Consider the following 20319-nt stretch of genomic DNA (forward strand, 5'->3'; position numbering starts at 1 on the left):
CGGCGATATTGGTCCGGGCCGCATGCTCGACCCGCTGGCGATTGTGGCGCACGCGCTGGAATGGGCTGCGCCCGTCAACGATCTGCAACATCTCAACATTATGATCACCGCCGGTCCAACACGTGAAGCGCTGGACCCGGTGCGTTATATCAGCAATCACAGCTCGGGCAAGATGGGCTTTGCGATTGCGGCTGCGGCAGCAAAACGCGGTGCGAAGGTGACGCTGGTTGCCGGTCCGGTGGCGCTGCTAACGCCAGCTGGCGTGCAACGCGTGGACGTCGACAGCGCGCTGGAGATGGAAGCGGCGGTGATGGCGCAAATCCAGCAACAACATATTTTCATTGCCAGCGCAGCCGTGGCAGACTACCGGGCGGCTAACATTGCCGCAGAGAAAATCAAAAAACAGGGTGGCGACGATAGCGTCACGCTGCAGTTGGTGAAGAACCCCGATATTGTCGCAGGCGTAGCGGCGCTGCAGAAAAATCGCCCTTACGTTGTGGGATTTGCTGCCGAAACCCAGAATGTGGAAGAATACGCGCGGCAAAAACGGGTGCGAAAAAACCTGGATCTGATTTGTGCCAATGATGTGGCGCAGGCGGGTCAGGGCTTCAATAGCGACACCAATGCTCTTCACCTTTTTTGGCAGGAAGGAGAAAAAGTCTTACCGCTCAGTGATAAGACGCTCCTTGGCCAACAATTAATAGACGAGATTGTCAGCCGTTATGATGAAAAAAATCGACGTTAAAATTCTTGATGCACGTGTGGGCAACGAATTCCCGCTGCCGACTTATGCAACCTCTGGTTCCGCAGGTCTCGATTTACGCGCCTGCCTGGATGATGCACTAGAAATCGCACCAGGCATGACCACGCTGGTTCCAACCGGTCTGGCGATTCACATTGGCGATCCAGGTCTGGCAGCCGTGATTCTGCCGCGCTCCGGCCTTGGCCATAAACATGGCATCGTGCTGGGCAACCTGGTCGGTTTGATCGACTCCGATTATCAGGGCCAATTGATGGTTTCTGTCTGGAACCGTGGTCAGGATAGCTTCACGCTGCAGCCAGGCGACCGTTTGGCACAGCTGGTCTTCGTGCCGGTGGTGCAGGCCGAATTTAACCTGGTGGAAGATTTTGACACCAGCGATCGCGGCGCAGGCGGCTTCGGTCACTCAGGCCGTCAGTAACACGCGACACTTTTCGCTTAGCCATCTTTTTATTTCTTGTCGCCACAGGCCGCTATGTCTGTGGCAGATGAGGCAGTATTGCCTGTTTTTGGTGAATTTCAGGGGTGTTGAAGGTCATGGCAGAAAAAAAAGTCGCGAAACGGAATCGTCGGGAAGAGATTTTGCAGGCGCTGGCGCAAATGCTGGAGTCGGGCGATGGCAGTCAGCGCATCACCACCGCGAAGCTGGCCGCGAATGTCGGCGTGTCGGAAGCGGCGCTTTATCGTCACTTTCCCAGCAAAACGCGCATGTTTGACAGCCTGATCGAGTTTATTGAAGACAGTCTGATTACCCGCATCAATCTGATCCTGAAAGATGAAAAAGAGACGCTGACGCGACTGCGTTTAATCGTGCAGCTGATTCTGGGATTTGGTGAGCGTAATCCGGGGCTGACGCGTATTTTGACCGGCCACGCGCTAATGTTTGAACAGGATCGCCTGCAAGGGCGTATCAACCAGCTGTTCGAACGTATTGAAGTGCAGCTACGTCAGGTGATGCGCGAGAAGAAAATGCGTGATGGTGAAGGTTTCCAGAACGACGAAACGCTGCTGGCGAGCCAGTTGCTGGCGTTTTGTGAAGGGCTGTTGTCGCGCTATGTGCGCTCGGAATTCCGCTTTCGTCCGACTGCCGATTTCGAGAGTCGCTGGCCGCTGATGGCTGCGCAGTTGGTTTAAAAGACCAGGTCGGCATTTATGCCGACCTCATTACCGAATAATTAAATCCCGTACTCTTTGCGATACGCGCGCACTTTCGCCAGATGGTCAGCCATCTCCGGCTTCTCTTCCAGATAATCAATCAGCTCAGCCAGCGTAATAATCGCGGTGACTTTGCATTTATAGTCGCGTTCCACTTCCTGAATCGCCGAAATATCGCTGCGGCCGCGTTCCTGACGATCCAGCGAAATCAACACGCCCGCTAACGTCGCGTTATGCGCACTGATGATATCCATTGATTCACGAATCGCGGTGCCAGCAGTGATCACATCATCCACCAGCATTACTTTACCTTGCAGCGGGCTGCCGACCAGCAAACCGCCTTCGCCGTGATCTTTGGCTTCTTTGCGGTTAAAGCAGTAAGGCACGTCACGCTCATGATGATCGGCCAGCGCTACCGCCGTAGTGGTGGCAATCGGGATGCCTTTATACGCCGGACCAAACAGCAGGTCGAAATCGACACCGCCATCGACCAACGCCTGCGCGTAGAAACGACCCAACAGCGCTAAATCGCGACCGGTATTAAACAGACCGGCATTGAAGAAATAGGGGCTTTTACGTCCCGATTTCAGGGTGAACTCACCAAACTTCAGCACCCCTTTGTTCAGGGCGAATTCAATAAACTGACGCTGCCAGGCTTTCATTTCTCACTCCTCAAATAAAGAAAAGGCGACTCTATGGTCGCCTATTACATCAATTAGTTAGCGCCGCTTTCTGCGCTTGAATTAATTGCTCAATGCCGCCTCGCGCCAGCGCCAGCAGCTGCAGTAACTCGTCGTGGCTGAAGGGTTCACCTTCTGCGGTGCCCTGCACTTCAATCATGCGACCATCTTCGGTCATCACCACGTTCATGTCAGTTTCTGCGGCGGAATCTTCCACATATTCCAGATCGCACAGCGCTTCACCGCCGACGATGCCCACAGAAATCGCTGCCACCATGCCTTTCAGCGGACTGGCTTTCAGCTTGCCAGCAGCCACCAGCGCATTCAACGCATCAGCCAGCGCCACGCAGGCACCGGTAATGGATGCGGTACGCGTGCCGCCATCGGCCTGAATCACGTCGCAATCCAGCGTGATGGTAAATTCACCCAGCGCTTCCAAATCAACTGCTGCGCGCAGTGAACGGGCGATCAGACGTTGAATCTCCAGCGTACGGCCGCCCTGTTTGCCTTTGGCCGCTTCACGCGCCATGCGGCTGTGGGTAGAACGCGGCAGCATGCCATATTCTGCGGTAATCCAGCCTTGACCTTTGCCTTTGAGGAAACGCGGCACGCTCTCTTCGACGGTTGCGGTGCACAGCACTTTGGTTTCGCCGAACTCAACGAGCACAGAGCCTTCTGCATGTTTGGTGTAGTGACGAGTGAGTGTGACGGGACGTGTTTCAGATGCACTACGGCCTGCTGGACGCATGGTTTCTCTCCGGCTTGCTTAGGTTTGGCTGCGCATTATACGGACTTCAGCTGCGGCTGTCCTGCCCGCGATCGCCACAATCCTGGATGAAATTCTGTGGTGGCTGTGGCTAAATGCGCGTTTCCTCCCTAAAAAAGATAAATGATGATCGCGATACTCCATTTCCTGCTGGCGCTGGTGGTGATCTTTGCCCTTGCGCTATTGGTCAGCCACGACCGCAAACGCATTCGTCCCCGCTTTATTATTCAGCTGCTGATTGTTGAAGCCGCCCTGGGCTGGTTCTTCCTGCATTCGGCGGGCGGCCAATCGGTGGTCTCTGCGGTGGGCGGCTTCTTCGAAACCTTATTAACCTACGCCGCGCAAGGGACCAACTTTGTCTTCGGTAATATGGCGGATCAGGGATTAGCCTTTATTTTCCTCGGCGTGCTCTGCCCGATTGTGTTTATTTCCGCACTGATTGGCATTTTGCAGCACTGGCGCATTCTGCCGCTGCTGATTCGCGCCGTTGGTACTCTGTTGTCGAAGGTGAATGGCATGGGCAAGCTGGAGTCGTTTAACGCCGTCAGCACCTTGATTCTTGGCCAGTCGGAGAACTTCATCGCCTATAAAGGCATTCTCGCCGATATCTCCGCTCCGCGTATGTACACCATGGCGGCGACAGCGATGTCGACGGTTTCGCTGTCGATTGTTGGCGCATATATGTCGATGATTGATGCCAAATATGTGGTTGCGGCGCTGCTGCTCAATATGTTCAGCACCTTTATTATCCTCTCGATCATCAATCCAACCCGCCCGGAAAACGAAGAGCAGATTGCGCTGGATAAGCTGCACGAAGATCAGAGCTTCTTTGAGATGCTGGGCGAATACATTCTCGCCGGTTTTAAAGTGGCGATGATCATCATGGCGATGCTGATTGGTTTTATCGCGTTAATTGCGGCGATCAATGCGCTGTTCGCGGCGCTATTTGGCTACAGCTTCCAGCAGCTGCTCGGCTACGTTTTCTATCCGTTTGCATGGCTGGTTGGCATTCCCTCCGCCGATGCTTTGCAGGCGGCGAGTATTATGGCCACCAAACTGGTGGCGAATGAATTTGTCGCGATGATCGAGCTGAAGAAAGTGGCGGCTGAGATGACGCCGCGCGGATTAGGGATTCTATCGGTATTCCTGGTTTCGTTCGCTAACTTCGCCTCGATCGGCATCGTTGCCGGTGCGATTAAAGGCCTGAACGAGAAACAGGGCAATGTGGTTTCCCGTTTTGGCTGGAAGCTGGTGTATGGCTCTACGCTGGTGAGCTTGCTCTCGGCCGCGTTTGCCGGGCTGTTTATCTGATAACGCATGGCGGCTGCATGGCCGCCATTTTTTTAAAACGCCACGCACACCAGTGAATCAACCCGCATCACCGATTCCTGCTCAAAGCGCTTTTTATATACGTCGCGAAGCTTATTGATGCTCTCAGAACTCGCTAAATCCGGATTGTGAATCAGCATCAGCGCTTTGCTGTTTTCTCGCGCCAGCTTGCCGTTCTCGCCCAGCCACTGCCCTTTTGCGTCATATACCGATAAACCGTCTTTGAAACGCGGCGTCACATCGTTATCGACAAACTGCTGCCATTCGCTGCTGGTGACGATGCCACCTTTCGGTTTGTTCATGCCAAACCACAACGTGGTTTGCATCATCACGTCACCCGAACCGCATACCGCGACCGGCGCAGTGTTGGGCGGGATCTGTTGCGTTGTGGTCGACGGTGCCTGACAGCCAGCGAGCAGTAAAGTTAATAAAGCAGGAAGAGCCAGAAAGCGGAACATCACTTCATCCTTTTAAGCGAACCAGCGCTAAGCATAAGTGTCTGTCGGCAAAAGGGGTAATTTTTTGTTATTCAAGCTTAAGTGCGCTTATGCCTGTTAGCGTCGAGGCTGCCTCGCTATACTTCACCCAACATTTCTGAAAAAGAGAAGACGACTATGATCCGCAGTATGACCGCTTACGCCCGCCGCGAAGCCAAAGGCCACTGGGGCAGCGCCGCCTGGGAAATCCGTTCGGTTAACCAGCGCTATCTGGAAACCTATATCCGTCTGCCGGAGCAATTTCGTGGTCTGGAGCCAGTAATCCGCGAGCGCATCCGCAATCGTCTGACGCGCGGTAAAATCGAGTGCAACCTGCGTTATGACGCCGATGCCAGCGCGCAAGGTGAACTGCAGCTGAATGAATCGCTGGCCAAGCAGCTGGTGCAGGCCGCCAACTGGGTGAAGATGCAGAGTGATGAAGGCGCGATTAATCCGCTGGATATTCTGCGCTGGCCGGGCGTGATGTCCGCGCAAGAGCAGGATCTCGACGCTATCAATGCTGAACTGCTGATGGCGCTGGATGGCGCATTGGATGACTTTATCGAAGCGCGTGAAAGCGAAGGTACAGCGCTGAAAGCGATGATTGAACAGCGTCTGGAAGGCGTATCGCACGAAGTCAGCAAAGTGCGCGCGCAGATGCCAGAAGTGATCAAATGGCAGCGCGAGCGTCTGGTGACCAAGCTGGAAGAAGCCGAAGTGCAGCTGGAAAATAATCGCCTGGAGCAGGAACTGGTGATGATGGCGCAGCGCACCGATGTTTCAGAAGAGCTGGATCGTCTGGATGCGCACGTTAAAGAGACCTACAACATCCTGAAAAAGAAAGAAGCCGTTGGCCGCCGCCTCGACTTTATGATGCAGGAGTTCAACCGCGAATCGAACACACTGGCTTCGAAATCAATTAATGCTGAGATCACTACATCAGCGATTGAGCTGAAAGTGTTGATTGAGCAGATGCGTGAGCAGATTCAGAATATCGAATAGTTTTTGCTGATGGTCACGATTGATAATAAAGCCCGCATCGCGGGCTTTATTATTTTGTAAAAAGACAGGTAAGGAAATATTTTAAAACAGTAACAATAAAGACTCACAACGTTGAGAACCGTCTCAAATTCTCACAACATCACCACATTAAAATATTGTTTACTTTTAATCGAAAGCAACCTTTCTATAATCGACACATCTTAACGCCTTCTTTATAAAACCAAGACCATTAACAATGATGCAACGAATGAAAAAATGTGCGATTACAATGCTTATGATATTTTTTTCGACTTTTTTAGCTACTCTTGTAACGATCGGAATAGCTGAAACTGATATCCTATTTAACCTCATTGAGACAAATATACCTTATGAAGTAGCCGATAAACTCACCCAATCATTTTGGGGAGCCAGACCAGAACATGCGTATGGTAGAATCCATACCATAGTTTGTTTATTTATCTTATTTACCACCAGCGGATTAATCTATTCAACGTTAAAAACGTGCATTAAAAGATACCGGCACAAGGAAATAATTCGCGTCAAGATATTTGTGTTTGAAAGCTTAATTATTATGATTAAACCTGTATATTTCTTCTTCCTGATGTATCTTTACTTTTACTTTTTACCGCAGAGAATTTTCGATGGTTATATCGATCATGCTTTATTAGGATTTCTGATAACATCGCTCTTTGCAGTAGCCATCCCTATTGCCATTTACTCGATCACAAAAGTATTTTTAAAATCTTATGTTTTGCAAAAAAATTAACCCATTAAAAATAGATTTCTCTAGCTCGCTGAAGTTTAATTTAAAACATCTCCACTTTAAAAATAATTTTTTATTTGATCGTCCTGCTGGACTAATTCGTAGCGACGCTGGTCAATCTGATACTGCTACAACTGTGGGTATTTGATGATGCCGCGCTGGCGGTGAAATCCAGTGTGCGCTGCTGGCTTAAGGTGAGGTTACGTGGTGTCGCATTCATCAACTGGCCACGGCTGTTTTTGATGGTGATGGCATTGGTGGCAGAAGCATTAAATGAAGCAGTGATGCCATGTAAGGTTTCAACACCACAGCGATTAACCTTCATTGAAAACGCACTGCTTTTGGCAGCAGAAAGTGAAATTGCCTGATCATTGCCTGCGTAGCCGATTAAACAGGGCGAATTACCTTCAACAATCTGTCCAGTAAAGGTGACACGTCCGCTATCATCAGCGGCCATCACTGGTGCGTTAAAGAGGGAGAATCCGATAAGTAAAGCTGAAGTGGCAATGCTGATTTTCATCGTGTGATCCTTGTTAGTTATATTAGTCATTCCCTGACACGCTGATTTATCGAAACTTTTTATCAGCCTGTTTTTCTGTGCGGGAAAGATAACTGAGATCAACCATTAACGAAGGCAGGACTTGTCTTAAAGAGTTTAAGCCAGCCGTATAGAGACAAATTTTTAGCCGTTAGCGTAAAAATAGTGTCAGCAATGATATAAAAACATTTCTGCTGCGCAGTTAAGCGCGCAAACAGCGTGAGAAAATTGCACTAAACCCCGTGATTAAATCTTTGTTAGAATTGACAAATGTCCATCAGATAGCCATTAACCTGCTAATAGTCGCCTCATCAATGATTTCCATTAATCTTAAAGATTGTGGAGATCGCGTTTCTTTGGCGGCACTATTTGTTAATCTACTGGTCGTAATTAGAACAGCTGTACCGCCAGGAACTCATGGACTCTCTTCTTTGTGCGATACATTTTCTCCCGACATGAAGGCGTTATGACGAAATCCAGGCAGTTCCGTTCCAAACTTCTGCATCCCCGCTATTGGTTTACCTGGTTTGGGCTAGGTGTGCTGTGGCTGCTGGTGCAACTTCCTTACCCCATTTTGATCCGGCTTGGCGCGGGCGCTGGCAAATTGTCGCGTCACTTCCTCAAGCGTCGCGAACGCATCACTCGTCGCAATATCGAGCTGTGCTTCCCTAATATTGATGAAGAGAAGAAAGAAGCGATGATCGCCGGCAACTTCGAATCACTGGGAATGGCGCTGGCAGAAACCGGCATTGCCTGGTTCTGGTCCGATGCGCGCGTACGTCGCTACTTTAAAGTCAGCGGACTCGAAAATTTGCAGCACGCGCAAAGCCACCAGCGCGGTGTAATGGTTATTGGTGTGCACTTTATGTCGCTGGAGCTGGGCGGCCGCATTACCGGTTTATGCCAGCCAATGATGGCGATGTATCGTCCGCACAACAATCAGGCGATGGAGTGGGCACAAACCAAAGGTCGCATGCGTTCAAATAAGGCGATGATCGACCGTCGTGATTTGCGCGGCATGGTGCAGGCGTTGAAAAAAGGCGAAGCGGTCTGGTTCGCACCGGATCAGGATTACGGCCCGAAAGGCAGCGTGTTTGCCCCGCTGTTTGCGGTTAAACAAGCGGCGACCACCAACGGCACCTTTGTGCTTTCTCGTCTGGCGAAACCGGCGATGCTAACCATCGTGCTGATTCGCAATCAGGATAAAAGCGGTTATCAGCTGATCATTCAGCCAGAACTGGAAAATTATCCGTATGAAGATGAGGCTGCCGCCGCTGCTTATATGAATCGCGTCATCGAGAAAGAAATTCTGCGCGCACCCGATCAATACCTGTGGCTGCACCGCCGCTTTAAAACCCGCCCGCCGGGTGAAGCGTCTCTTTATATCTAATCTCTTGATGCAGCAGGTTTTCGCCTGCTGCTCATTTTCTCTACTCACATTTAACAACCATTCTTAACGAAAAACAGGTTTGTCAAAATCTGCCCTGCCTCTTGTAATGGTCGCCTCCTCCTCTCTTTGACCAGAACCATGACACAGCACTTTCATTGCAAATTTCTCGCGCTGGCCGTTGCCACAGCGCTGCTGGCCAGTTGTGCCAATCCACACGGCTTACACCCTAAAAACACCCTACTTGATGCCAACGCCCTGCAATCCAGTCAATCCCTGAAAGATGCGCATTTCAGCGCCGCGAATTGGCCGAAAAGCGAATGGTGGCAAACTTTTAACGACGCTCAACTCAATCGACTGATTAATGATGCGATGGCTTCCAGCCCGGATTTGCAGGTGGTCAACGCGCAGGCGGATAAAGCCAATGCACAGGTAATTGCCGCCGATGCCGAGCGCTATCCGGATGTCGATCTCAACGCCGGCATTACGCGCTCGCGCGTGGCAAAAGTGGATGATCCGCTGCTGGAGGGCAAAAGCTACAGCACGTTGCGCACCGCCAACGTTGGATTGAGCTACACCTTTGATTTGTGGGGCGGCAAAAAAGATGCCGCTGAAGCTGCATTGGGGCAAGCACGCGCCAGCGAGCTAGATCGTCAGGCCAGCCAGTTAACCTTAGCCGCAAACGTGACGCGAGCGTGGAACAACCTTAATCTCGCCTGGAATAATACTGAACTGGCACAGCAGAATCTCGAACGTGCTGTGGGTATCGCCAACATTCAGCAGCAATATGTCAGCGCCGGACTCACTTCCGATTACCAATATAAGCAGGCGCTGTCGCAGCAAAAAACGGCGCAAGCCGGAGTGACTGAAGCCAAACAAGATGTCACCGATGCCGGTATTCAGCTTTCGATATTGATTGGTAAAGGCCCGGATTACTGGCACCAGTTAAAACCGGCGCAGATGAATGTGCCGGTCGCCGCCATGCTGCCAAACGCCATCCCGGCCGAACTGCTGGGTCGTCGTCCTGATGTGGTAGCCGCGCGCTGGCGCGTTGAAGCGGCATCGAAACAGATCGCCGTCAGCAAAACCGAGTTCTATCCCAACATCAATCTGGTGGCGGAAGCCGGCACCAAATCACTGCTCGGCGATGCTTTCCTCGGCGCGCCAAGTCGTTTCTTTAATGTGGGCCCGAGCCTATCGCTGCCAATCTTTGACGCGGGTAAACGTCGTGCCGATTTAGCAGAAAGCGACGCCAACTGGGATCTGGCGGTGGCGCAGTACAATAAGTTGCTGATCGGTTCACTGGGCAATATCAGCGATACCATCACGCAGTTGCAATCGATTCAGGATCAGCTGGCGCAGCAGGAAAGCGCCAACCAGCTGATTCACAGCGCGTGGGATGATTTGCATCGCGAATACGCGGCGGGCCTGCGTCCGTATCTGGATGTGCTGACAATCCAGAATCAGCTGATCGAATCCGATCAAAAACTGGTGGCGCTGAAGGCTCAACAGATCAATCTTGCGGTGGTGTTGATTGAGGATTTGGGCGGCGGATTCCAGAGCGGCAGTGCTAAGGTTTGAAAAGGTCGCCATGAATGGCGACCCTACGCATGAATGTGTAGATTTTGCTGGCTGGCATTCTGCCGTACATTGATGAATCATAGTTCGCACAGTGTAATCACCTGCGGACTATTATGATGGAACAGAATATTGAGGCTGGCTGGTTGCGGCCTCTGATTGCCGACCGACTGACGCCTTACCTCGAAATTGATGCGCCGCGCCTGCAGCGCAACCTGCAACAGATGCAGCAAAAAGCCGATGCCGCTAGCGTCACGTTACGTCCTCATATCAAAACCCACAAAAGTGTCTGGATTGCTGAGCAGCAGCGCATGCTCGGCGCGCGTGGCATTACCGTATCTAAACCGAGTGAAGGCATCGCTTTTATTCTGGGTGGCGAACGCGATCTGCTGCTGGCTTATCCGATTGTGCATGCCGGGACGCTGAAAGAGCTGTTGGCGGTGGCCGCACAACATCAGGCGCGCATTACCTGCATTGCTGATTGCGCTAATGGCGTAGCGGCAATAGCGGCTGCACATCAGCGTCAGCCCGATTGTCAGCTGGCGTTAGCCATTAAGGTGGATGTGGGATTACATCGCATCGGCGTTGATCCGCACAGCGATGCTGCCATTACGCTGGCGCAGCAGATTCAGGATGCGGGCCTCACTTTTGCCGGGCTGGTTTCACATGCCGGTCACGCTTATGGCGCAGGCAACGCCACGGCGATTGCAGAAGTAGCCTTGCAGGAAATTGCACTGATGCAGGATCTTCAACAGCGCCTGATTGCCGCCGGTTTTGCGCACTGCCCGATTTCGGTCGGTTCAACGCCAACAGCTTTGGCAGCGCCCGTTGCGCAGGGCTGCGATGAAATCCGCCCCGGCAATTACGCGTTGCTCGATCTCACCGCATGGCGTTTGGGCCTCTGCACGCCAGATGCGTTAGCGCTGAGCGTGGTGACGCGCGTGGTGGCCGTCAATCCGCACTTCGCCATTATTGATGCCGGTTCTAAAATGCTTAGCTCTGACAAAGGCCCGCACGGCACCAATGCCAGCGGATTTGGTATCGCCGTGGATGAGCAAGGCAATCACTTTGAAGTGTTGAAGCTGTCAGAAGAGCATGGTTTCCTGCAATACGCCGAACAGGCACCAGCCGTTGGCGCGCTGCTGCGCATCTTCCCTAACCACAGCTGCGCGGTGGTTGCGCAGTCCGATCGCTTCGTGCTGCGCCATGCTGATGGTGCGGGTGAAGAGCAGGACATTCAGGGGCGCGGCAAGTTTATCTGATTACAGCGTTTTCACGGAAACCGCTGCTGTCCCACACTTCCATGACCGGGCCGTTTGCAGCCCGGTATCAGCGTGCTTTAATGACTTCTTGTTAGCTCATCAGGAGGTTCCATGCTGCCATCTCAGACAGTCACACTCACGGTCCCACGCAACTGGTTAGATTTGTATGAAACCATCTGGAAACCTGAATGCTTTGCCAAATGGGCTAGCGGACTCAGCGCCAGTACGCTGACGCAGGAAGGGAACAGCTGGAAAGCCAAAGGTCCCGAAGGAACGGTGAAGATTCGCTTTACCCCACATAATCCGTTTGGCGTGATGGATCACTGGATTGATACCGGAAACGGTAAAGAGATTTATATGCCGATGCGGGTGATTGCTAACGAGCAAGGCGCAGAAGTGGTGATGGTGGTTTACCGTCAACCATTCATGTCTGACGAGAAGTTTGCCGGGGATGTAGCGTGGGTAAAACGCGACCTCGAACAGCTTCTCCATCTGTTAACTCATTAGAATCAATGGATTATGAAGTGCTCGCCTCTTTAACGCATGCTGGAATCAATCAATAAAAATCGGTTACTTTTTTGCTCAGTAGCGTTTAACTGTTTCACTCAAACCTTCATGTGTTTATCTGTTATTCACCAGCCCGGCTTAAGCATCCTCAGCAGGAAAATTCCTGGTGAGGATGTGTATGGAAATGCTGAGTCACTCTGATTTATCGAAGTTTTTTCTAATTGCCTCGAACACTTCTTCATTCACCAGTCCTGAATGAAGAAAAGCACTAATAAATAGTAAATCACTCGCCTTATATATTCTGATGCAAATTCTGAAACCATTTATTCCTGCGGTCTATTTATAGGAGTTTTCTGATGGTGTTAATTTAATTAAAACACGGTATAACTCATTCACACACAGCAGTAACCATAATAACAACAGCAGGGAAATAACATGGATCGCTCAACCTATCCTTTGTTATCAGAAAAAGAATTTGTTGAGATTGCCAGGCGGATGCTGGCCGGGGAATATATAAACGCAAAGGGATTTTATAATGATCTTACGGATTTCCTCCGCACAGGAGGAGATACCATTAAGACAACAACACCATTAAGCGCCAGGGGCATCTTAATAAATTCAGAACATCATTTAATTGCGAGCATCTTTACGTGGCAAAACCTGAAAGGAATATCAGGGCTGCGTCAGGAAACGCTGCATTAATGTGAGCTGTGCTTTGGCCTGCGGCCAGGGTAAACCCTTAATTGCACTGGTACATGTACCATAATGAGCAGAGTATGGCGATAAGAGAAAAAAATCTGGCTAACACTAAATGGTCAATTTTGTCATCGATTAAAATCGTCGGCATTGGTGTTTTACAACTTTCACTTCTGGCACAAATACTCCAGGCAAACGAGTTAGATTTACTCGCCATTGCCATTGTGATGTTATTAATTATTGATACGCTGGCCGATCGCGGATTTAGCAATAGAATTATAAGAAGTAAAAACCTGAATAACAGCGATCTCTCAATATTGTATTGGGGGAATGTATTAAGCGGATTGGCTATTTTTGCTGCACTGTTTATTGGCAGCGACATTTCCAGTCGTATAATGAATCAGCCCGAAATGGCAATCATGCTGGAAATGATGTCGGTCATTTTCATTATTATTCCGCAGGGACAACATTATCGCGCCATATTACAGCGAGAAAACCAATTTTCGCGTATCGCTTTTGCGGAAATATCTTCTGTGCTGGTGGGATTGGGCGTCACACTCTTTACCGTGTGGCTGACACCTTCGGTGCTGTGCGCCATCTGGGGCTACCTCGCGATGGTATCCATCAGAATGCTGATCTACTGCTACTACGGTCGCTCCTGGTTCCAGCCAGAATACCGTTTTAGCCTGAAAAGTTTCGCTAACGTGCGAGCAAGAAACGGATAATAAAAACAAGTCTGTATGGTGGGCTCTGGGCATCTGAAAAGATGCGTTCGCGTGCTGGTCGCCAGCACGCTTTTTTCTTTTTAGGCTTCCAGTAACTCTTCCAGTGATTGGAAACTGAGTTCACTTAACTTGCCGTTACGCTGCAAGCGCAGCCAACTCACTATCATGCGTAACTCATCAATCACCATATACAGATCGGCCATATCATTTTTGCTTCTGACCTGCAGTCGCGACAATGCATTGAGCTTATGTGCATTCACGGTTTTATGACTGATGCCTAAGCGAATGCCGATGTGCTCGATGCTGTAACCCCACGCCATCATCAGTAACACTCTTAATTGCCGATCAGGCAGCAGAATATCAGCACCCTCGACTAACTGAATCTGAGCATTGGTGTTGATGCTGGTAAGCAGGCGGCTGGAGAGCATTTGGCGCGAGGATTTTAAATCCAAAACAGTGAGTGAAGGCAGATAATGACTGAGCGCATGCATCAGCGGTAACAAACGTCGCGTGAGGACCACGATTTGCATCGCGGGAAACTGCTGCTGCAAAGCGTAAAGCACTTTTAAGGTGCCGGTTAGCGGCATATTTTCATGAAAGATACACACCAGCAAACGCGGTTTCATCTTCTCACACTTCGCCATTACCGTGCTGAGTGACCACAGTTCATGCACCTGACACGCCACAGGTAACCTGGACAAAAGACTCTCAAGCCCCAGCGCTGCCAGTTTGTCAGAGGAGAAAAAGAGAATGTCTTCGTTGCGAGTTTTCATGCCTGTCCAATAGTTGCTACGCGTGATACCTGAGAGCGGAAAGCCGGGTTTATTTGCCAGTAATCACGTACGACACAAACTGGATGGAACTTAAGAAGAAAGGCTTTAGCCTCTTCGCATCATTTATACTTATGCGAAAAGGTCATTAACTCTCGATTTATCCCGCACGCTAAGCCTGTTAGCATGCTCGCCATCAAAATGCCTAATCCGATAGCGCTGTATTTAGAAAATCTCAGTGGTCTACACTCTGGGAAATCTTTAGCCTTGCCGCCAATTTATTGGAGTGCTCTATGTTATTAACCGTTCTCTATATTATTGGTATTACAGCCGAAGCCATGACCGGCGCGCTGGCGGCAGGACGTCGTAAAATGGACCTGTTTGGCGTGATCATCATCGCCTCGGTAACCGCCATTGGCGGCGGTTCGGTACGTGACATTCTGCTGGGCCACTATCCGCTCAGCTGGGTTAAGAACCCGGAATACATCATGATTGTTGCTGCGGCTGCGGTGGTGACCACCTTTGTTGCGCCGCTGATGACGCACCTGCGTAAAGTGTTTCTGGTGCTGGATGCGCTGGGTTTGGTGGTGTTCTCCATTATTGGTGCCCAGGTCGCGCTGGATAGCGGACACGCTTCCATCATCGCCGCCATCGCCGCCGTGATCACTGGCGTGTTTGGCGGCGTGCTGCGCGATATGTTTTGCAACCGCATTCCACTGGTGTTCCAGAAAGAGCTGTATGCCGGGATCGCTTTCGCCTCAGGCTGGATGTATATCCTGTTGCTGAAAACGCCGCTGGCGCACGAAGCGGTGGTGATCATCACGCTACTGTTCGGCTTCTTCGCCCGTTTGCTGGCGCTGCGTTTCCGCCTCGGCTTGCCGATCTTCAACTATCCCCATCCTGAGCACTGAATCAGTGGCAGGAATCTCCTGCTGCTGCAGAAAGTGAATCAACTGCTGCAGGTGCGCATCCTGCAGCATCATCACAATCCGCTGCGCCAGCACGCTTCCGATGCCGGGCAACTGCTGCCAGCTTTCCGCCGTTCGCGTCAGCAACTGCGACCACTGCACATCCGGTAACGCCTGTAACGCTGCGCGCGGCAACGGCAAGCCAAGCGCACTCACCCAGCGCCGCAGCGGCTGCTGGCGCGTCAGGTTAAAGCGGTGCCAGATAAGTTGCGCGCGAACGGGTGTAATGCCATTGGCCTGCGCAATTTGCTCTGGCGTCAGTGTCAGCCATGAAAAGAGATGAGTGATAGCACCGCTATCCAGCAGGCGCTGCCAGCTGCTGCGCTGTACGCCCGCAATATCGAGTACTGATTTTTGGCTTAGCCAGCTGAGGCGAGACAAAAACTGAGCCCGACAGTCGGCACTAAAGTGCAAACAGGTTAAGCCGTTGAATTCGCCATCCTGTGGTGACACAGGATAATCGCGCTGCGCCACGCGCCAAATCACCCGCTCCAGTCGCGGAATGCCTAATCCCGCCAGTGTGAGCGTCACCTCATCACCTGCGATCACATCCAGTTCACGCCAGCGTCGCAGTGAACCAATGTTTACCCGGCGCACGGTTTTGTCCTCCAGTTGCACTGGTCCCAGATTCAGCACCACTGCGACCTTTCCCGTGCGCCCCACATTGAAATCCACTGACAGCACTTCGCTGCTGACTTCCGCCGGTTGATATTTCCATGCCGCTGACCAACTACCCTGACCAGGTTGCCAGTCGCGCCCTGCACTGACGGGTGACTGATGGATCACCACGCCATCGGTGACAAACGGCAATGATTCATGGAACCAGCGATCGCGCCACACCGCGACTTCCTCTTCATTACTCACCTGACGGCTCCAGCTCTGCGCCAGTCCAAATCCCCATTGTGTGAGTTGCGCCAGACGATCGGGCATCGAATTTGGCCCATCCGGCCACGCCCAGATAAAGATGCCAAGTCGCGCAAGCAGCGGGCTGTTGTCGTGGCGCATCATCGCCCCCGCCACCTGAGCACGCGCGTTCTTACCGCCGTCGCGCGCCTGTTGATGATCGGTCATTTGCAGAAACAGCTCACCTTGCAGCACCACTTCCTCTCGCAAAGTATCCAAACGCTGCGGAATGGAGGGAATATGTGCGGATTTTGCCAGCCACTCTTCACCGCGCAAACCATCACCGCGGCTGATCAATGACGCCAACTTGCCCTGCCGATACACCAAGGTGACGGCGACGCCATCGACTTTCGGCTGCAGCCATAGCGCAGATTTATCCTGCATCCAGTACGCCACCGCAAGCTTATCGCGCAGTTTGCGCACGCCAGTATGCGCCACCGGATGATGCGTGCTGCCATCGGTGGTGAGTTGTGCATCGTAGGTGGCTTGCGCCGGCGTGAAACAGCGCTGCCACTGCTGTAATCGCTGCTGCAGGCTGTCGTAATCGGCATCGGTCACCAGATTGGCGCCCTGCCGATAATAGGCATCATCCCATTGCCGTAGCTGGGTTTGCAGTTGTGCGATTTCCTGCCCCGCGCGCACCGGCGACCAGTTCGGGCAGAGCGCTTCGGCCCAGCAACCGATGCTGAATAAGCAACACAATAAACTCAGACATCCTTTCATCTTCGCTCTCCTTTTTCGCTATTGGAGAGCGCAGCGCAGCCATTTACCAGTCACGAAAATTGCGCGCTGGAAGCAGATTCCAGAGATTAATTCGCTGTTGCAGCCTGCTACATCAGCCTCTGGCGCGGCTTCACAGAAAAAAGAATTGCCTCAGCCAAGCGGCAAACGCTGCGTGACCACCCCAAGCCGTGTATACTGTGCAGGAAATCGACTCCGCTCTTTACTCAATTCAAGATAACCATGGCTCAAGGCACGCTTTATATAGTTTCCGCCCCCAGCGGCGCGGGTAAATCCAGCCTGATTCAGGCGCTGTTAAAGACACAACCGCTGTACGATACGCAGGTGTCTATTTCTCATACCACCCGTGGCGTGCGTCCCGGTGAAGCTCATGGTGAGCACTACTTTTTCGTCTCTAAGTCCGAATTCGAGACCATGATTGCCACAGACGACTTCCTCGAACATGCGGAAGTGTTTGGCAATTATTACGGTACGTCACGCGCTGCGATTGAGCAGGTGCTGGCGACCGGCGTGGACGTCTTCCTGGATATCGACTGGCAAGGTGCGCAGCAAATTCGCCAGAAAATGCCTGCCGCACGCAGCATCTTTGTGCTGCCGCCTTCTACCGAAGAGTTGGATCGTCGCCTGCGTGGCCGCGGTCAGGACAGCGAAGAGGTAATTGCCCGACGTATGCAACAGGCCGTGGCAGAAATGAGCCACTACGCCGAGTATGATTATTTAATTGTTAATGATGATTTCGATCTGGCGCTGTCAGATCTGAAAACCATTATTCGCGCAGAACGTCTGCGTATGGGTCGCCAAAAATCGCGACATGATGCTTTAATCAGCAAACTATTGGCAGTCTGAATTCACTTTCAGTATTATGCCCAGTCATTTCTTCATCATCTGTGGAGTAGCACACCTATGGCACGCGTAACCGTTCAGGACGCAGTAGAGAAAGTTGGTAACCGTTTTGACCTGGTGTTGGTCGCTGCACGTCGTGCACGTCAGATGCAGGTAGGCGGTAAAGATGCGCTGGTTCCGGAAGAGAACGATAAGCCAACCGTTATCGCTCTGCGCGAAATCGAAGAAGGTCTGATCACGAACCAGATTCTGGATGTCCGTGATCGTCAGGAACAGCATGAGCAGGAAGCCGCTGAGTTACAAGCCGTTACCGCTATCGCTGAAGGTCGTCGTTAACAGCACTTCGCAGGTCGCCCTTGTATCTGTTTGAAAGCCTCAATCAACTGATTGAAAAATACTTGCCTGAGGAGCAAATTAAGCGCCTCAAGCAAGCTTATCTAGTCGCGCGTGATGCCCACGAGGGTCAAACACGCTCCAGCGGCGAGCCTTATATCACCCATCCTGTTGCTGTTGCCTGCATTCTGGCCGAGATGAAACTCGACCATGAAACGCTAATGGCGGCGCTGCTGCATGACGTGATTGAAGATACGCCCGCCACTTACCAGGATATGGAACAGCTGTTTGGTAAAAGCGTTGCCGAACTGGTGGAAGGTGTATCCAAGCTCGATAAGCTGAAGTTCCGCGACAAGAAAGAAGCGCAGGCTGAAAACTTCCGCAAAATGATCATGGCGATGGTGCAGGATATCCGCGTCATCTTGATCAAACTGGCCGACCGCACGCACAACATGCGCACGCTCGGCGCGTTACGTCCGGATAAAAAACGCCGTATCGCGCTGGAAACGCTGGAGATTTACAGTCCTCTGGCGCACCGCCTTGGTATTCATCACCTGAAAACAGAACTGGAAGAGCTTGGCTTTGAAGCGCTCTACCCGAACCGTTTCCGCGTGATTAAAGAGGTGGTGAAAGCGGCGCGCGGTAACCGTAAAGAGATGATTCAGAAGATCCTTGCTGAAATCGACGGTCGCTTACAGGAAGCAGGCATTCCCTGCCGCGTAAGTGGACGCGAAAAACATCTCTATTCGATCTACCGCAAAATGCACCTGAAAGAGCAGCGTTTTCACTCGATCATGGATATCTATGCTTTCCGCGTCATCGTGAAAGATCTGGATACCTGTTATCGCGTGCTCGGACAGATGCACAGCTTGTACAAACCGCGTCCTGGACGCGTCAAAGATTACATCGCCATTCCCAAGGCCAACGGCTATCAATCGCTGCATACTTCAATGATTGGCCCGCACGGCGTGCCGGTTGAAGTGCAGATCCGTACCGAAGACATGGATCAGATGGCAGAAATGGGTGTGGCAGCACACTGGGCGTATAAAGAGAGCGGCGAAGTCAGCGGCACCACCGCGCAGATTCGTGCTCAACGCTGGCTGCAAAGCCTGCTGGAGCTGCAACAAAGCGCCGGTAGCTCATTTGAATTTATCGAAAGCGTGAAATCCGATCTCTTCCCGGATGAGATCTACGTGTTCACGCCGGAAGGCCGCATCGTCGAATTGCCGGCAGGCGCCACGCCAGTCGATTTCGCTTATGCGGTGCATACCGATATCGGTCATGCCTGCGTCGGCGCACGCGTCGATCGCCAGCCTTACCCGCTGTCACAATCGCTGACCAGCGGTCAAACCATTGAAATCATTACCGCGCCGGGCGCTCGCCCGAACGCTGCCTGGCTCAATTTTGTCGTCAGCTCGAAAGCGCGCGCCAAAATCCGCCAGCTGCTGAAAAACCTCAAACGTGAAGACTCCGTCAACCTTGGCCGTCGTCTATTGAGCCACGCGCTCGGCGGCAGCAAGAAGCTGGCAGAGATTCCGGTTGAGAACATTCAGCACGAACTTGAGCGCATGAAGCTCACCGCTATCGATGATTTGCTGGCAGAAATTGGCTTAGGCAACGCCATGAGCGTGGTGGTGGCGAAGAACTTGCTGCAGTCAGGCAATGAAGAGCCGCAGAGTAATAGCAAACGTAAAAAGCTGCCGATCAAAGGCGCGGATGGCGTGCTGATTACCTTCGCCAAATGCTGCCGTCCGATTCCTGGCGACCCGATTGTGGCGCACGTCAGTCCCGGCAAAGGTTTAGTGGTGCATCACGAATCCTGCCGTAACATTCGCGGCTACCAAAAAGAGCCTGAAAAGTTCATGCCGGTAGAGTGGGATAAAGTGACCGATCAGGAATTTGTCGCTGAGATTAAAGTCGACATGTTCAATCATCAGGGCGCACTGGCGAATCTGACTGCGGCAATCAACACCGCCGGTTCCAATATCCAGAGCCTGAATACCGAAGAGCGTGATGGTCGCGTGTATAGCGCCTTTATCCGCCTCACCGCGAACGATCGCGTCCATCTGGCGAATATTATGCGCAAAATCCGCGTAATGCCGGACGTGATCAAAGTTCACCGCAACCGTAACTAGTC

Annotated in this window: 21 protein-coding genes; 15 read left to right on the top strand and 6 right to left on the bottom strand. The window is 51.9% G+C overall.

Going from position 1 to position 20319, the window contains the following annotated elements; all coding sequences use genetic code 11:
- From coaBC to slmA, 3 genes are all read left to right on the top strand, one after another.
- Window positions 1–745, top strand: a 745-nt coding sequence (gene coaBC, locus RTY00_RS01240) for a bifunctional phosphopantothenoylcysteine decarboxylase/phosphopantothenate--cysteine ligase CoaBC (protein ID WP_312663157.1), incomplete at its 5' end; no start/stop codon positions are given.
- On the top strand, window positions 723–1181 hold the full coding sequence (dut, locus tag RTY00_RS01245) for a dUTP diphosphatase (protein ID WP_008109745.1): 459 nt from the start codon (window positions 723–725) through the stop codon (window positions 1179–1181). The genes coaBC and dut, both read left to right, overlap by 23 nt.
- 116 nt (window positions 1182–1297) lie before the next feature.
- Entirely contained in the window at window positions 1298–1894 is a 597-nt protein-coding gene (gene slmA / locus RTY00_RS01250) for a nucleoid occlusion factor SlmA (protein ID WP_008109747.1), read from the top strand.
- A gap of 41 nt (window positions 1895–1935) precedes the next feature.
- On the opposite strand, the gene pyrE is transcribed toward slmA, so the two are convergent.
- Entirely contained in the window at window positions 1936–2577 is a 642-nt protein-coding gene (gene pyrE / locus RTY00_RS01255) for an orotate phosphoribosyltransferase (RefSeq protein ID WP_008109749.1), read from the bottom strand.
- A 49-nt stretch (window positions 2578–2626) separates the two neighbouring features.
- Window positions 2627–3343: a ribonuclease PH gene (gene rph, locus RTY00_RS01260; RefSeq protein WP_061720334.1), complete on the bottom strand. Its 717-nt coding sequence runs from the start codon at window positions 3341–3343 to the stop codon at window positions 2627–2629.
- A gap of 144 nt (window positions 3344–3487) precedes the next feature.
- On the opposite strand from rph, the gene RTY00_RS01265 reads away from it, so the two are divergent.
- Window positions 3488–4672 carry a nucleoside transporter C-terminal domain-containing protein gene (locus RTY00_RS01265; protein ID WP_312663158.1) on the top strand — a complete coding sequence of 395 codons (1185 nt, stop codon included), beginning with the start codon at window positions 3488–3490 and terminating at the stop codon, window positions 4670–4672.
- 32 nt (window positions 4673–4704) lie between these two features.
- Here RTY00_RS01265 and RTY00_RS01270 read toward each other — a convergent pair whose 3' ends face one another.
- A complete protein-coding gene (locus RTY00_RS01270) occupies window positions 4705–5148 on the bottom strand; it encodes a DUF3574 domain-containing protein (protein WP_312663159.1) in 444 nt (147 codons plus the stop codon).
- Window positions 5149–5304: 156 nt separating this feature from the next.
- On the opposite strand from RTY00_RS01270, the gene RTY00_RS01275 reads away from it, so the two are divergent.
- Window positions 5305–6168, top strand: coding sequence for a YicC/YloC family endoribonuclease (locus RTY00_RS01275; protein ID WP_312663160.1), 864 nt, complete (start codon window positions 5305–5307; stop codon window positions 6166–6168).
- An 857-nt stretch (window positions 6169–7025) separates the two neighbouring features.
- Here the strand turns inward: RTY00_RS01275 and RTY00_RS01280 are convergent.
- Complete coding sequence (locus RTY00_RS01280) at window positions 7026–7451, bottom strand: hypothetical protein (protein WP_312663161.1); 426 nt, start codon at window positions 7449–7451, stop codon at window positions 7026–7028.
- Window positions 7452–7935: 484 nt separating this feature from the next.
- Here RTY00_RS01280 and lpxP point away from each other — a divergent pair, with 484 nt between their 5' ends.
- The 6 genes from lpxP (at window position 7936) to RTY00_RS01310 (ending at window position 13624) form a co-directional block, all read left to right on the top strand.
- Window positions 7936–8859 (top strand): kdo(2)-lipid IV(A) palmitoleoyltransferase, encoded by a 924-nt coding sequence (gene lpxP / locus RTY00_RS01285; RefSeq protein WP_008109757.1) that lies wholly within the window; start codon window positions 7936–7938, stop codon window positions 8857–8859.
- Window positions 8860–8997: 138 nt separating this feature from the next.
- Window positions 8998–10437 (top strand): efflux transporter outer membrane subunit, encoded by a 1440-nt coding sequence (locus tag RTY00_RS01290; RefSeq protein ID WP_312663162.1) that lies wholly within the window; start codon window positions 8998–9000, stop codon window positions 10435–10437.
- A 116-nt stretch (window positions 10438–10553) separates the two neighbouring features.
- A complete protein-coding gene (locus RTY00_RS01295; protein ID WP_312663176.1) occupies window positions 10554–11696 on the top strand; it encodes an alanine racemase in 1143 nt (380 codons plus the stop codon).
- A 111-nt stretch (window positions 11697–11807) separates the two neighbouring features.
- Window positions 11808–12203 (top strand): polyketide cyclase, encoded by a 396-nt coding sequence (locus RTY00_RS01300; RefSeq protein ID WP_179453166.1) that lies wholly within the window; start codon window positions 11808–11810, stop codon window positions 12201–12203.
- 435 nt (window positions 12204–12638) lie between these two features.
- Window positions 12639–12905 carry a hypothetical protein gene (locus RTY00_RS01305; protein ID WP_312663163.1) on the top strand — a complete coding sequence of 89 codons (267 nt, stop codon included), beginning with the start codon at window positions 12639–12641 and terminating at the stop codon, window positions 12903–12905.
- Between the two features lie 74 nt (window positions 12906–12979).
- Window positions 12980–13624 carry an oligosaccharide flippase family protein gene (locus tag RTY00_RS01310; RefSeq protein WP_312663164.1) on the top strand — a complete coding sequence of 215 codons (645 nt, stop codon included), beginning with the start codon at window positions 12980–12982 and terminating at the stop codon, window positions 13622–13624.
- An 80-nt stretch (window positions 13625–13704) separates the two neighbouring features.
- Here RTY00_RS01310 and RTY00_RS01315 read toward each other — a convergent pair whose 3' ends face one another.
- Complete coding sequence (locus tag RTY00_RS01315) at window positions 13705–14325, bottom strand: LuxR C-terminal-related transcriptional regulator (RefSeq protein WP_312663165.1); 621 nt, start codon at window positions 14323–14325, stop codon at window positions 13705–13707.
- A 362-nt stretch (window positions 14326–14687) separates the two neighbouring features.
- Between RTY00_RS01315 and RTY00_RS01320 the strand changes: the two genes are divergently transcribed.
- The gene (locus RTY00_RS01320) at window positions 14688–15305 is read left to right on the top strand and encodes a trimeric intracellular cation channel family protein (protein WP_008109765.1); all 618 of its coding nucleotides are present in this window, start codon (window positions 14688–14690) and stop codon (window positions 15303–15305) included.
- Here RTY00_RS01320 and ligB read toward each other — a convergent pair.
- The gene (gene ligB / locus RTY00_RS01325; protein WP_312663166.1) at window positions 15219–16988 is read right to left on the bottom strand and encodes an NAD-dependent DNA ligase LigB; all 1770 of its coding nucleotides are present in this window, start codon (window positions 16986–16988) and stop codon (window positions 15219–15221) included. The two genes, RTY00_RS01320 and ligB, sit on opposite strands and share 87 nt — an antisense overlap.
- A 240-nt stretch (window positions 16989–17228) precedes the next feature.
- On the opposite strand from ligB, the gene gmk reads away from it, so the two are divergent.
- From gmk to spoT, 3 genes are read left to right on the top strand one after another with little or no spacing between them, the layout of a single operon-like run.
- Window positions 17229–17852 carry a guanylate kinase gene (gmk, locus tag RTY00_RS01330; RefSeq protein WP_008109768.1) on the top strand — a complete coding sequence of 208 codons (624 nt, stop codon included), beginning with the start codon at window positions 17229–17231 and terminating at the stop codon, window positions 17850–17852.
- A 57-nt stretch (window positions 17853–17909) separates the two neighbouring features.
- Window positions 17910–18185 carry a DNA-directed RNA polymerase subunit omega gene (gene rpoZ, locus RTY00_RS01335; RefSeq protein WP_087490290.1) on the top strand — a complete coding sequence of 92 codons (276 nt, stop codon included), beginning with the start codon at window positions 17910–17912 and terminating at the stop codon, window positions 18183–18185.
- 20 nt (window positions 18186–18205) lie between these two features.
- The gene (gene spoT / locus RTY00_RS01340) at window positions 18206–20317 is read left to right on the top strand and encodes a bifunctional GTP diphosphokinase/guanosine-3',5'-bis pyrophosphate 3'-pyrophosphohydrolase (protein WP_008109771.1); all 2112 of its coding nucleotides are present in this window, start codon (window positions 18206–18208) and stop codon (window positions 20315–20317) included.
- Window positions 20318–20319: the final 2 nt, after the last annotated feature.

This window comes from Pantoea sp. CTOTU49201 (assembly GCF_032054795.1).
Lineage (GTDB): Bacteria > Pseudomonadota > Gammaproteobacteria > Enterobacterales > Enterobacteriaceae > Pantoea > Pantoea symbiotica.

What these genes read in the sequence shown, in the direction of transcription:
- dut (WP_008109745.1), top strand. Translation starts at nt 723, where the DNA reads ATGATGAAAAAAATCGACGTTAAAATTCTTGATGCACGTGTGGGCAAC.
- slmA (WP_008109747.1), top strand. Translation starts at nt 1,298, where the DNA reads ATGGCAGAAAAAAAAGTCGCGAAACGGAATCGTCGGGAAGAGATTTTG.
- pyrE (WP_008109749.1), bottom strand. Translation starts at nt 2,577, where the DNA reads ATGAAAGCCTGGCAGCGTCAGTTTATTGAATTCGCCCTGAACAAAGGG.
- rph (WP_061720334.1), bottom strand. Translation starts at nt 3,343, where the DNA reads ATGCGTCCAGCAGGCCGTAGTGCATCTGAAACACGTCCCGTCACACTC.
- RTY00_RS01265 (WP_312663158.1), top strand. Translation starts at nt 3,488, where the DNA reads ATGATCGCGATACTCCATTTCCTGCTGGCGCTGGTGGTGATCTTTGCC.
- RTY00_RS01270 (WP_312663159.1), bottom strand. Translation starts at nt 5,148, where the DNA reads ATGTTCCGCTTTCTGGCTCTTCCTGCTTTATTAACTTTACTGCTCGCT.
- RTY00_RS01275 (WP_312663160.1), top strand. Translation starts at nt 5,305, where the DNA reads ATGATCCGCAGTATGACCGCTTACGCCCGCCGCGAAGCCAAAGGCCAC.
- RTY00_RS01280 (WP_312663161.1), bottom strand. Translation starts at nt 7,451, where the DNA reads ATGAAAATCAGCATTGCCACTTCAGCTTTACTTATCGGATTCTCCCTC.
- lpxP (WP_008109757.1), top strand. Translation starts at nt 7,936, where the DNA reads ATGACGAAATCCAGGCAGTTCCGTTCCAAACTTCTGCATCCCCGCTAT.
- RTY00_RS01290 (WP_312663162.1), top strand. Translation starts at nt 8,998, where the DNA reads ATGACACAGCACTTTCATTGCAAATTTCTCGCGCTGGCCGTTGCCACA.
- RTY00_RS01295 (WP_312663176.1), top strand. Translation starts at nt 10,554, where the DNA reads ATGGAACAGAATATTGAGGCTGGCTGGTTGCGGCCTCTGATTGCCGAC.
- RTY00_RS01300 (WP_179453166.1), top strand. Translation starts at nt 11,808, where the DNA reads ATGCTGCCATCTCAGACAGTCACACTCACGGTCCCACGCAACTGGTTA.
- RTY00_RS01305 (WP_312663163.1), top strand. Translation starts at nt 12,639, where the DNA reads ATGGATCGCTCAACCTATCCTTTGTTATCAGAAAAAGAATTTGTTGAG.
- RTY00_RS01310 (WP_312663164.1), top strand. Translation starts at nt 12,980, where the DNA reads ATGGCGATAAGAGAAAAAAATCTGGCTAACACTAAATGGTCAATTTTG.
- RTY00_RS01320 (WP_008109765.1), top strand. Translation starts at nt 14,688, where the DNA reads ATGTTATTAACCGTTCTCTATATTATTGGTATTACAGCCGAAGCCATG.
- ligB (WP_312663166.1), bottom strand. Translation starts at nt 16,988, where the DNA reads ATGAAAGGATGTCTGAGTTTATTGTGTTGCTTATTCAGCATCGGTTGC.
- gmk (WP_008109768.1), top strand. Translation starts at nt 17,229, where the DNA reads ATGGCTCAAGGCACGCTTTATATAGTTTCCGCCCCCAGCGGCGCGGGT.
- rpoZ (WP_087490290.1), top strand. Translation starts at nt 17,910, where the DNA reads ATGGCACGCGTAACCGTTCAGGACGCAGTAGAGAAAGTTGGTAACCGT.